9 protein-coding genes are annotated in these 12,389 nt (G+C 65.3%); 6 read left to right on the plus strand and 3 right to left on the minus strand.

All coding sequences use genetic code 11. From position 1 onward, the window contains the following. The first annotated feature begins 60 nt into the window (after window positions 1-60). The 5 genes from HAP47_RS02180 to HAP47_RS02200 all read left to right on the plus strand — a co-directional run bounded on the left by HAP47_RS02180 (window position 61) and on the right by HAP47_RS02200 (window position 7,327). The gene (locus tag HAP47_RS02180; RefSeq protein ID WP_173639633.1) at window positions 61-3,021 is read left to right on the plus strand and encodes a 2-oxoglutarate dehydrogenase E1 component; all 2,961 of its coding nucleotides are present in this window, start codon (window positions 61-63) and stop codon (window positions 3,019-3,021) included. A 172-nt stretch (window positions 3,022-3,193) separates the two neighbouring features. Then, window positions 3,194-4,441: a 2-oxoglutarate dehydrogenase complex dihydrolipoyllysine-residue succinyltransferase gene (gene odhB / locus HAP47_RS02185; RefSeq protein ID WP_173639632.1), complete on the plus strand. Its 1,248-nt coding sequence runs from the start codon at window positions 3,194-3,196 to the stop codon at window positions 4,439-4,441. A 72-nt stretch (window positions 4,442-4,513) separates the two neighbouring features. Next, entirely contained in the window at window positions 4,514-5,263 is a 750-nt protein-coding gene (locus HAP47_RS02190; protein WP_173639631.1) for an SDR family oxidoreductase, read from the plus strand. Window positions 5,264-5,347: 84 nt separating this feature from the next. Then, entirely contained in the window at window positions 5,348-6,748 is a 1,401-nt protein-coding gene (gene lpdA, locus HAP47_RS02195) for a dihydrolipoyl dehydrogenase (RefSeq protein WP_173639630.1), read from the plus strand. A 39-nt stretch (window positions 6,749-6,787) separates the two neighbouring features. Beyond that, on the plus strand, window positions 6,788-7,327 hold the full coding sequence (locus tag HAP47_RS02200; protein WP_173639629.1) for a hypothetical protein: 540 nt from the start codon (window positions 6,788-6,790) through the stop codon (window positions 7,325-7,327). Between the two features lie 143 nt (window positions 7,328-7,470). Here the strand turns inward: HAP47_RS02200 and HAP47_RS02205 are convergent, their stop codons facing one another. Then, a complete protein-coding gene (locus HAP47_RS02205) occupies window positions 7,471-8,061 on the minus strand; it encodes a DUF4337 domain-containing protein (RefSeq protein WP_173639628.1) in 591 nt (196 codons plus the stop codon). A 155-nt stretch (window positions 8,062-8,216) separates the two neighbouring features. Further along, window positions 8,217-9,188: a tyrosine recombinase XerC gene (locus HAP47_RS02210; protein ID WP_173639627.1), complete on the minus strand. Its 972-nt coding sequence runs from the start codon at window positions 9,186-9,188 to the stop codon at window positions 8,217-8,219. 140 nt (window positions 9,189-9,328) lie between these two features. On the opposite strand from HAP47_RS02210, the gene HAP47_RS02215 reads away from it, so the two are divergent. Beyond that, the gene (locus tag HAP47_RS02215) at window positions 9,329-11,539 is read left to right on the plus strand and encodes a primosomal protein N' (protein ID WP_173639626.1); all 2,211 of its coding nucleotides are present in this window, start codon (window positions 9,329-9,331) and stop codon (window positions 11,537-11,539) included. Window positions 11,540-11,640: 101 nt separating this feature from the next. Here HAP47_RS02215 and HAP47_RS02220 read toward each other — a convergent pair whose 3' ends face one another. Next, window positions 11,641-12,132: a septal ring lytic transglycosylase RlpA family protein gene (locus tag HAP47_RS02220; RefSeq protein WP_173639625.1), complete on the minus strand. Its 492-nt coding sequence runs from the start codon at window positions 12,130-12,132 to the stop codon at window positions 11,641-11,643. Window positions 12,133-12,389 lie beyond the last annotated feature (257 nt).

Raw genomic sequence — 12,389 nt, forward strand, 5'->3', positions numbered from 1 at the left:
CCAGACCGGCGCCAGCGCCGTCTCCTACGCGCGAACCGAAAAAAATCACCAGGACTGCCCATGTCTCGCCAAGACGCGAATGCTGCTTTTGCTCTCTCATCATTCCTGCAGGGCACCAACGCCGCCTACATCGACGATCTCTATGCCCGCTACGAGCAGGACCCGTCGTCGGTCGACGCCGAATGGCAGGATTTCTTCAAGAGCCTGAAGGACGCCCCGGCCGACGTCCAGAAGAATGCCGAGGGTGCTTCGTGGGGCCGTGCCAACTGGCCGGTGACGCCGCGTGACGAGCTGACCTCGGCGCTCGACGGCAACTGGGCCCAGGTCGAGAAGGCGGTCGGCACCAAGCTCGCCGCCAAGGCACAGGCCAAGGGCGCCGAGCTGTCCGACGCCGACGTGCATCAGGCCACCCGCGATTCGGTTCGCGCGCTGATGCTGATCCGCGCCTATCGCATGCGCGGCCATTTCCACGCCAAGCTCGATCCGCTCGGCATCGAGGCGCCGCGCGACCGCGAGGAGCTCGATCCGCGCTCCTATGGCTTCACCGAGGCCGACTTCGACCGCAAGATATTCCTCGACCACGTGCTCGGCCTCGAATACGGCACGCTGCGCGAGATCGTACAGATCTGCGAGCGCACCTACTGCCAGACGCTCGGCGTCGAGTTCATGCACATCTCCAACGCCGCGCAGAAGGCGTGGATCCAGGAGCGCATCGAAGGTCCGGACAAGGAGATCAGCTTCACACGCGAGGGACGTCGCGCGATCCTCAACAAGCTGATCGAAGCCGACGGCTTCGAGAAGTTCTGCGACACCAAGTTTACCGGCACCAAGCGCTTCGGCCTCGATGGCGGCGAATCGCTGATCCCGGCGCTCGAACAGATCATCAAGCGCGGCGGCAATCTCGGCGTGAAGGAGATCGTGGTCGGCATGCCGCATCGCGGCCGCCTCAACGTGCTGACTCAGGTGATGGGCAAGCCGCACCGCGCGCTGTTCCATGAATTCAAGGGTGGTTCGGCCAATCCGGACTCGGTCGAAGGCTCCGGCGACGTCAAGTATCACCTCGGCGCGTCCTCGGACCGCGAGTTCGACGGCAACAACATCCATCTGTCGCTGACGGCAAATCCATCGCATCTTGAGATCGTCGATCCCGTCGTGATGGGCAAGGTGCGCGCCAAGCAGGATCAGCACGGCGATCCGCCGGACCAGCGCATCTCGGTCCTGCCGCTTCTGATGCACGGCGACGCGGCGTTCGCCGGCCAGGGCGTGGTGGCGGAATGCTTCAGCCTGTCCGACCTGAAGGGCTACCGCACCGGCGGCTCGCTGCACTTCATCGTCAATAACCAGATCGGCTTCACCACCTACCCGCGCTACTCGCGCTCGTCGCCCTATCCGTCGGACGTCGCGAAGATGATCGATGCGCCGATCTTCCACGTCAATGGCGACGATCCGGAGGCCGTGGTGTTCGCGGCCAAGGTCGCGATCGAGTTCCGGCAGAAATTCCACAAGCCGGTCGTCATCGACATGTTCTGCTACCGGCGTCACGGCCACAACGAGGGCGACGAGCCGGCGTTCACCCAGCCGGTGATGTACAAGAAGATCGCCTCGCACCCGTCGACGCTGGAGATCTACGCCAAGCGGCTGGTCGCCGACGGCGTATTGACCGAGGGAGAGGTCGAGAAGGCCAAGGCCGATTGGCGCGCACGGCTCGATGCCGAGCTCGAAGCAGGCTCGGGCTACAAGCCGAACAAGGCCGACTGGCTCGACGGCAAATGGGCCGGTTTCAAGTCGGCCGATCAGGAAGAAGACGCCCGCCGCGGCGTCACCGGTGTCGATGTCGCCGTGCTCAAGGAGATCGGCCGCAAGATCACCAAGGTGCCGGACGGGTTCCGCGCCCACCGCACCATTCAGCGCTTCCTCGACAATCGCGCCAAGGCGATCGACACCGGTGTCGGCATCGACTGGGCGACCGGCGAGGCGCTGGCGTTCTGCACGCTGCTGCAGGAAGGCCATCATGTGCGCCTGTCCGGCCAGGATTCCGAGCGCGGCACCTTCTCGCAGCGCCATTCGGTCCTGATCGACCAGGAGGACGAGAGCCGCTACACGCCGTTCAACCATCTCGGCGGCGAGGACACCGGCCATTACGAGGTCATCAACTCGCTGCTGTCGGAAGAGGCGGTGCTCGGCTTCGAGTACGGCTACTCGCTGGCCGAGCCGAATGCGCTGACGCTCTGGGAAGCTCAGTTCGGCGACTTCGCCAACGGCGCACAGGTGGTGTTCGACCAGTTCATCTCCTCGGGCGAACGCAAATGGCTGCGCATGTCGGGCCTTGTCTGCCTGCTGCCGCATGGCTACGAGGGGCAGGGGCCGGAGCATTCCTCCGCGCGCCTCGAGCGCTATTTGCAGATGTGCGCCGAGGATAACATGCAGGTGGTCAATCCGACCACGCCGGCAAACTACTTCCACGTGCTGCGGCGCCAGCTGCATCGCGAAATCCGCAAGCCGCTGATCCTGATGACGCCGAAGTCGCTGCTGCGTCACAAGCGCGCCGTGTCGCGGCTCGACGAGCTCGGCAAGAACGCCACCTTCCACCGCATCCTGTACGATGACGCGCAGATGCTGCCGGACGAGAAGATCAAGCTGGTGCCGGACGACAAGATCCGTCGCGTCGTGCTGTGCTCCGGCAAGGTCTATTACGACCTGTACGAGGAGCGCGAGAAGCGCGGCGTCGACGACATCTATCTGATGCGCATCGAGCAGCTGTATCCGGTGCCGCTGAAGGCGCTGGTGCAGGAGCTCGGCCGCTTCAAGGCTGCCGAGGTGGTCTGGTGCCAGGAAGAGCCCCGCAACATGGGCTCCTGGCACTTCATCGAGCCCTATCTGGAATGGGTGCTCAACCAGACCAACGCAGCCAACAAGCGTCCGCGCTATGCCGGCCGTCCGGCATCGGCGGCGACCGCCACCGGTTTGATGTCGAAACATCTCGCGCAGCTCAAGGCGCTGCTCGACGACGCTCTGAACTAACGACCTTCACTGAAGCCATGCCCCGCCTTGTGCGCAATTGCGCACTGGAGCGGGGCATCCGGTATCCCGCGTCATCCAGCCTCACCGCTGTCGTCACGGAGTACCGGGTCGTTCGCTTTGGCGGACGGTGGCGGGCCAAATTTGCGACCGCAAGGTTATCGAGGAAAAGACCATGACTGAAATTCGCGTTCCGACGCTCGGCGAATCCGTAACCGAGGCCACGATCGGCCGCTGGTTCAAGAAGGCCGGCGAGGCCGTCGCGGTGGACGAGCCGTTGGTGGAGCTGGAGACCGACAAGGTCACCATCGAGGTGCCGGCGCCGGTCGCCGGCACGCTGGGCGAGATCATCGCCAAGGATGGCGAGACCGTCGCCGTCGGCGCGCTGCTCGGCCAGATCAATGACGGCGCTGCCCCGGCCAAGCCGGCTGCTGCCGCGGCTCCGGCCAAGGCAGCGGCTGCTGCGGCGCCTGCCGCCGCTCCCGCACCGGCCCCTGCCGCGCCCAAGGTGCCGCCGGCGGATGCGCCGCTGGCGCCTTCGGTGCGCAAGCTGTCCGCCGAAAGCGGCCTCGACGCCTCCACCGTTCCGGGCTCGGGCAAGGATGGCCGCGTGACCAAGGGCGACATGCTGGCCGCGATCGAGAAGGCCGCCTCGGCGCCGACCCCGGTCAACCAGCCGGCCGCCGCCGTGCAGGTTCGTGCGCCGTCGCCGGCGGACGATGCCGCGCGCGAGGAGCGCGTGAAGATGACCCGGCTGCGCCAGACCATCGCGCGCCGCCTCAAGGACGTGCAGAACACCGCCGCGATGCTGACGACCTTCAACGAGGTCGACATGACCGAGGTGATGAAGCTGCGGGCCCTCTACAAGGATAGGTTCGAGAAGAAGCACGGCTCGAAGCTCGGCTTCATGGGCTTCTTCACCAAGGCAGTCGTGCAGGGGCTGAAGGACATTCCGGCCGTCAACGCCGAGATCGACGGCTCTGACCTGATCTACAAGAACTACTACCACATCGGCGTCGCGGTCGGCACCGACCGCGGCCTGGTGGTGCCGGTGGTGCGCGACTGCGATCACAAGTCGATCGCCGAGATCGAGAAGTCGATCGCCGATTACGGCCGGCGCGCCCGCGACGGTCAGCTCAAGATCGACGAGATGCAGGGCGGCACCTTCACCATCACCAATGGCGGCATCTACGGCTCGCTGATGTCGACGCCGATCCTCAACGCGCCGCAGTCCGGCATCCTCGGCATGCACAAGATCCAGGAACGGCCGATGGTGGTCGGCGGCAAGATCGAGGTGCGCCCGATGATGTATCTGGCGCTGTCCTACGATCACCGCGTCATCGACGGCAAGGAAGCGGTCACCTTCCTGGTGCGCGTCAAGGAGAGCCTGGAAGATCCGGCCCGGCTTGTGCTGGATCTCTAAGGTCATATCGCGCGCGGCGCCCGATCGGTTCAGGCGTCTCGATTCGTTAGGTGCTCACCTTTGGGGATCAATGTGACAGACAAGGTCGTTGTCATCACCGGCGGCAGCCGCGGCATCGGCCGCGCTACCGCACTTGCGGCTGCCGCGCGCGGCTATCGCGTCGTGGTCGGCTACGCCACAAACCAGGCTGCGGCCAACGAGGTCGTCGCCGCGATCGAGGCCAGGAACGGCAAAGCGATCGCGGTGAAGTGCGACGTCGGCAGCGAGCAGGACATTCTGTCGCTGTTCAAGGCGGCCGATGGGTTCGGCACGCTCGGCGCGCTCGTCAACAATGCCGGTATCGTCGGCAAGAGCGGTGTGCGTGTCGACGAGATGTCGGCCGAGCGCATCCAGCAGATGATGGCGGTCAACGTCACCGGCAGCATCCTGTGCGCGCGCGAGGCGGTGAAGCGCATGTCGACCAGGCACGGCGGCCAGGGCGGCGTCATCGTCAACCTCTCCTCGGTCGCGGCAAGGCTCGGCGCGCCCAATACCTATGTCGACTATGCCGCCTCCAAGGGGGCGATCGATTCCTTCACGGTCGGCCTCGGCTACGAAGTTGCCGGTGAAGGCATCCGCGTCGCCGGCATCCGGCCCGGGCTGATCGACACCGACATCCACGCCGCGGGCGGCGAGCCCGATCGCGCCCATCGGCTGGCCCATATGGTGCCGATGAAGCGCGTCGGCACCGCGGACGAGATCGCCAACGCCATCGTCTGGCTGATCTCGGACGAGGCATCTTACGTCACCAGCGCGATCCTCGACGTATCGGGCGGTCGCTAGAACACGATCAAGAAGCGGGAAGCGGCCTTCCGATCAGATCGCGCCTGCCCAACTGTCACAGAGTTTAGCTACAGGACCTCTATCATGGCTTCTTACGATCTCGTCGTCATCGGCACCGGGCCCGGCGGATATGTCTGCGCGATCCGCGCGGCGCAACTCGGCATGAAGGTCGCCGTCGTCGAGAAGAACGCGACGCTGGGCGGCACCTGCCTCAATGTCGGCTGCATGCCGTCGAAGGCGCTGTTGCACGCCTCCGAGATGTTCGAGGAAGCCGCGCACTCCTTCGCCAAGATGGGCGTCAGCGTCTCCGCGCCGAAGCTCGATCTGCCCGCGATGATGGACTTCAAGCAGCAGGGCATTGACGGCAACGTCAAGGGCGTCGAGTTCCTGATGAAGAAGAACAAGATCGACGTCCTCAAGGGTACCGGCAGGATCCTCGGCGCCGGCAAGGTCGAGGTCTCCGGCGACGGCAAGTCCGAGATCGTCGAGACCAAGAACATCGTCATCGCCACCGGCTCCGACATCACGCGGTTGAAGGGCATCGACATCGACGAGAAGCGCATCGTGTCGTCGACCGGCGCGCTGTCGCTGGAGAAGGTGCCGTCAAGGCTGCTGATCGTCGGCGCCGGCGTGATCGGGCTCGAGCTCGGCTCGGTCTGGCATCGTCTCGGTGCCAAGGTCACCGTGGTGGAATTCCTCGACCGCATCCTGCCCGGCATGGACGGCGAAGTGGCGAAGCAATTCCAGCGCATCCTGGAAAAGCAGGGTTTCGCCTTCAGGCTCGGCGCCAAGGTCACTTCGGTCGACAGCTCGGGCAAGACGCTTCAGGCCAGGATCGAGCCGGCCGCGGGCGGCGCTGCCGAAACCATCGAAGCCGACGTCGTGCTCGTGTGCATCGGCCGCGTGCCCTACACCGAGGGCCTCGGGTTGAAGGAAGCCGGCGTTGCGCTCGACAATCGCGGCCGGGTCGAGATCGACGCGCACTTCTCGACCAATGTGAAGGGCATCTACGCTATCGGCGACGTCGTGGCCGGGCCGATGCTGGCGCACAAGGCGGAAGACGAGGGCGTTGCCTGCGCGGAGATCATCGCGGGCCAGGCCGGCCATGTGAACTACGACGTCATTCCAGGGGTTGTGTATACCACGCCGGAAGTGTCGTCGGTCGGCAAGACCGAGGAAGATCTCAAGCAGGCCGGCGTCGCTTACACCGTCGGCAAATTCCCGTTTACCGCGAACGGCCGCTCCAAGGTCAATCAGACCACCGACGGCTTCGTGAAGGTTCTCGCAGATGCGAAGACGGATCGAGTGCTCGGCGTGCACATTGTCGGCCGGGAAGCCGGCGAAATGATCCACGAAGCCTGCGTCCTGATGGAATTCGGCGGTTCGGCGGAGGATCTGGCGCGCACCTGCCACGCACATCCGACCCGCTCCGAGGCGATCAAGGAAGCCGCGCTTGCGGTGGGCAAGCGCGCCATCCATATGTGATCGAACATCCCGGTCGCGTGTCGGGTAGAGATCATAGTGATGTTGCGCCGTCTGCTTCAGCCGTTCTGGGTCCTGCTTGCGATCATCTTCCTGATCGAGGCATGGCTATGGGATCACCTCGAGCCGATCGTGGCCCGGGTGGTGGCGTGGATCCCGTTGCGCGCGTTCAAGCAATGGCTTGCCGACCGGGTCGATTCACTGTCGCCGGCGATGACGCTGATCGTCTTCGTCGTGCCGCTGATCCCGCTGTTTCCGCTCAAGCTGGTCGGAATCTGGCTGTTGGCGAACCAATACTGGTTCAGCGCGGTCTCACTGATCCTGTTCGCCAAGATCGTCGGCGTCGGCGTCACCGCCTTCCTGTTCGACGTGACCCGATCGAAACTGCTGGAGATGCCCTGGTTCGAGGCGCTCTATAACTACGTGATGGCGCTGCGCGCCAAGGCCACCGCGCTGGTCGAGCCGGTCAAGCGGCGCATCCTCGAGATGATCAGTGGCGATGGTGACGGCTGGACCGCGCGCACGCTGCGCCTGATCGCGCGCTTCCGCAAAAGCGTCCACCAGACCAGCAAGGTTCTCTAGGCAACGACCCTTTCCCCGTCATCCTGAGGCGCGAGCGGAGCGAGCCTCGAAGGATCGACGGCCACCAGCCAGGCCGTTCATCCTTCGAGACGCGCGCAATGCGCGCTCCTCAGGATGACGGAGGGAGGGCCGAGCCTTTCAGCTCAATGCAAGGGCAGCAGGTGCGGCTGGAACAGGCCGAGCAACGTCATCACGACGCCGGCGAGCGTCACCAGGCCGGACACCGCGGCCAGCGCGGCGATGCCGGTGATGATGGTTGCGGACGCCAGCACGATGGCGATCTGGAAGGCGGCGGAGGCAAGCTCGAAGTGATGATATTTCGCGGTGGCCTCGTCGCGCTCATGCTCGGCGTGCTTGGCGCGTTCGGAGAGTTGCTCTGATCCCTCGCCGGTCTCCGGCTCCGAGCGGTAGCGTGCCGCGGTCTTCTGCCAGTCGTCGATCTGCTTCTGCAGCGCGGCCTTGGCCGCCTCGTCGGTGGTGGTCGCGAGGTTCAGCTTGCCCTGTTCGGCTGCGGTCTGCACCGCGGTGCGGCGGATGCTCTTGGCCTGGAAGAAGGCCCAGAGGTTGGAGGCTTCGACGTTCTTGCTGATCGATTCGGTCTGGGCACCCTTGCCGAGCGTTTCCGACAGCGCCAGGCAGAGCGCGATCACGGCGATCAGGAGGGCGATCTTCTTGTTCTCGCCCGACGCATGCTCGGCATGCTCCGCCTGCTCCATACTTTCATGTGCGCTCATGATTCCCCCTCCGGATGAGACCGCGCCACGATTGCTGAATGCGGCGCACAAGGCAAGTGCCGAGCGATTTGTGGCAGCCGCATGAATGAACGGCGCAAGATGAACGGCGCATTGATGCCAGCCCCGCGCCGTATTTTGAACTCAGGTCCGGGCGCTCAGCCGCGCGGGTGCGCGGAGCGATAGACTTCCAGCAGGCGCTCGCTGTCGATGCCGGTGTAGATCTGCGTGGTCGACAGCGATGCGTGGCCGAGCAATTCCTGGATCGCGCGCAAATCCCCGCCGCGGCTGAGCAGATGCGTGGCGAAGGAGTGCCGCAACGCATGCGGCGTTGCGCTGTCGGGCAGGCCGAGCGCGCCGCGCAGCCGCTCCATGGTGAGCTGGATGATGCGCGGGCTGAGCGGACCGCCGCGCGCACCCACGAACATCGGCCCGGTGGGGCTGAGCTGATGCGGACAGATCGCCGCGTAGTCCGCGATCATTTGCAGCACGTTGTGCAGCACCGGTACCATGCGGGTCTTGTTGCCCTTGCCGGTGACAACCAGCACGTCGCCTTCGCCCGGTTTCGGCACGTCGCGGCGCTTCAGTCCCAATGCCTCGGAGATGCGCAGACCGGAGCCATAGAGCAGCGCCATCACGGCGGCGTCACGCACCAGGATCCAGGTCTCGCGGGTTTCGCCGGCGCGCTCGTCGGCATCGGCAAAGCGTTTCGCCGCTTCCATATGGATCGGCTTCGGGAGGCTCTTCGCCACCTTGGGCGCGCGGATCGCCGAGAGCGCACCGACCTTGCCCTTGCCTTCGCGTTCCAGGAAACGTCCGAACGAGCGCAGGCCGGCCAGCGCCCGCATCAGCGAGCGGCCGCCGATCTCGTCGGCGCGGCGCATCGCCATGAAGGCGCGGACGTCACTGGCCTCGAGCGCGGAAAATGCCGCAAGCGTGACGCGCGCGCCCCAGTGCTCGGCCAGGAAGGCCAGGCATTGACGCACATCGCGGGCGTAGGCCTCGAGCGTCTTCGGCGACAGCCGCCGCTCGGCGCGCAGATGCGACAGCCAGCGCGTCATCTCCTGCGTGACCGACACGTCGGCGCAGTCGAGCTCGAGCGGTGGAATGGGCTGATCGGTCCGGGCCATGTCTTGAGCGGGCATGTCTTGAGCGGGCACGTCCATAAGGGCTATTGGCGCTGCTAATCTCCTGATTATATCGCACTGCCTTCGTTTACCGTTCGCTAAGAACGCGCAGCGGTGCTAGCCCGGCTCAAAGCTCTGATTCAATGGACCACACCACACGCCCCAGCCCAGCCTCCGCATCGACGACCCGCGTCGTCGACGTGCTGGTGCCTGTCGCGCTGAACCAGACCTATTCCTACCGCGTCCCGCGCGGCATGGAGCTTGCGCCCGGCGATGTGATCTGTGTTCCGCTGGGACCGCGCGAGGTCGTCGCGGTGGTGTGGGCCGAGAATGCCAAGCCGGATCCGCGGTTGCACAACCGGCTCAAGGACGTCAGCGAGAAGCTTGATGTTCCGCCGCTCAGGGCGGAACTGCGCCAGCTCGTCGACTGGGTCTCCACTTACACTTTGTCGGCGCGCGGCATGGTGCTGCGGATGACGCTGCGGATGGGCGAGAACCTTGGGCCGGAGCGGATGCGGCTCGGGGTGCGCCTCGTGGGCGAGCCGCCACGGCGCCTGACACCGGCGCGCCGGAGGCTGATCGAGGTGCTGTCGGATGGCTTGCTGCACGGCAAGTCGGAGGCGGCGCGGGAGGCCGGCGTCAGCTCGGGCGTGGTCGACGGCCTGGTCGACGAGGGCGCGCTGACGGTCGAGGCGATGCCGCCGCCCGCACCGCCGCCGATTCCTGATCCCTCCTACGCGCAGCCGGATTTTTCGCGCGAGCAGCGCAGTGCGGTCGATGTGATGCGGACGCTGGCGGCGAGCGGCAGCTTTCACGTCGCGCTGCTCGACGGCGTCACCGGTTCCGGCAAGACCGAGGTCTATTTCGAGGCGATCGCGGAGAATATCCGCCGCGGCAAGCAGACCCTGATCCTGATGCCCGAAATCGCGCTGACCGGCCAGTTCCTCGACCGTTTCGCGCAGCGCTTCGGCGTGCGGCCGCTGGAATGGCATTCGGAGCTCACGCCGCGCACGCGGGCGCGAAATTGGGCGGCGATCTCCGAGGGCAAGGCGCCGGTCGTGGTCGGCGCCCGCTCCGCGCTGTTCCTGCCTTACGCCGATCTCGGTCTCATCATCGTCGATGAGGAGCACGACCAGGCCTACAAGCAGGACGAGGGCGCGCATTATCACGCGCGCGATATGGCGGTGGTCCGCGCCCATATCGCCAGGATCCCGATCGTGCTGGCGTCGGCGACGCCCTCCGTCGAGAGCGAGGTCAATGCGCGCAAGGGGCGCTACCAGCGCGTGGCGCTGCCGTCGCGGTTCGGCGGCCAGCACATGCCGCACATCGAGGCGATCGACATGCGCCGTGCGCCGCCGCCGCGCGGGCGCTTCATCTCGCCGGTTCTGGCCGAGCAGATTCGCCATGCGATCGAGCGCCGCGAGCAGGCGCTGCTGTTCCTCAATCGTCGCGGCTACGCGCCGCTGACGCTCTGCCGCGCCTGCGGCCACCGCTTCGCCTGCACGATCTGCGACGCATGGCTGGTCGATCATCGCTTCCGGCAGCGGCTGGTCTGCCATCACTGCGGCTTCTCGATGCCGCGTCCGAACATCTGCCCGCATTGTGCGGCCGAGGAATCGCTGGCCGCCGTCGGTCCCGGCGTCGAGCGCCTGCAGGAGGAGGCCGCTCACATTTTTCCAGAGGCCCGCACCATGGTGCTTTCGAGTGATCTCATCACCTCGATCGAGACCATGCGCAGCGAGCTCAACGAGATCGCCGAGGGCCGCGTCGACATCATCATCGGCACCCAGCTGGTGGCCAAGGGGCACAACTTCCCGCGGCTCAATCTGGTCGGGGTCATCGATGCCGATCTCGGCTTGAGCAACGGCGATCCGCGCGCCGCCGAGCGGACGTTCCAGTTGCTGAACCAGGTGGTCGGCCGTGCCGGCCGCGAGCAGGGCCGTGGCGTCGGCTATCTGCAGACCCATCAGCCGGAACATCCGGTCATCATGGCCTTGATCGCGAACGACCGCGAGGCGTTCTACGCCAGCGAGATCGATATCCGCGAGCGCACCGGCTATCCGCCGTTCGGCCGGCTGGCGAGCCTGATCGTCTCCGCCGGCGACCGTCCGACCGCAGAAGGATTTGCCCGCAAGCTCGCCGCGGTGGCGCCGCTCGATGAGCGGATCCAGGTGCTCGGCCCCGCCGAGGCGCCGCTTGCCGTCATCAAGGGCCGCTACCGCTTCCGCCTGCTGGTGAAGTCGCTGCGCAATGTCGACCTGTCGCAATATCTGCGCGAATGGCTCGAGGTCGGTCCGAAGACCAAGGGTAATCTGAAGCTCGAGGTCGACGTCGATCCGCAAAGTTTCTTGTAGGCAATCCGCCAAAGAAAGAGCCTGCCGTCATTCGCGACGGCAGGCCTTTGGCGCGAAGCAGGCCTCGCAGCTGGTACGCAACGCAACGCTTACTGAAGCGCTTACGAGACGACCTCGGCGGTGACGCGGCCGACGCCGGCGCCGGTCAGGCCGATGGCGCGGGCTGCGCCGGTCGAGAGGTCGAGCACGCGACCGCGGACGAACGGGCCACGATCGTTGACGGTGACGACGACGCTGCGGCCGCCATGGGTGACACGGAGCTTGGTGCCGAACGGCAGCGAGCGGTGCGCGGCGGTCATGGCGTTCTGGTTGAAGCGCTGGCCGGAAGCGGTGCGGCTGCCCGACTCATTGCCGTAGAACGAGGCCATCCCCGAGAATGTGTGGCCGCCGGACGGCTGGATCGATGCATTGGCATCGCGCCAGGACAAACCTTCGGCGCGGGCCTGGTGATGATGGTGGTGACGATGATGGTGGTGCCTGGACTTCGCGGACGCCTCCGTCACGCTGCCCCCGACCAGAATAGTTGCGGCTACAAAAGCAAGCGCCGTACGCGAGCGGGTTATATTGCCCGCCGCCTTCTTGATATTCAGCATTGATAAGACCCTCAGACAGTATTGCCGCTAACACGGCAAGTGGAACCCCCGTCCCGTCGTTGACCAAAGCCGTTTGGTTTCGCAATGAGGCACGAATTGGGCAGTAATTCCCAATTGTCTCGGGCTGAAATATCTTGTTACCGCTTTAGGGTACTCAATCGAGGTTCCGTAATCTTGGCCTTTAACAAATTTTTAACCAAGAATATACTAGCGAATACTGATTAGTAGGCTAGCGGTAAGTTTTCGGTAAGTAATCG

The sequence above is a fragment of the Bradyrhizobium sp. 41S5 genome (assembly GCF_011516665.3).
In the GTDB taxonomy this organism is placed as follows: Bacteria; Pseudomonadota; Alphaproteobacteria; order Rhizobiales; family Xanthobacteraceae; genus Bradyrhizobium; species Bradyrhizobium quebecense.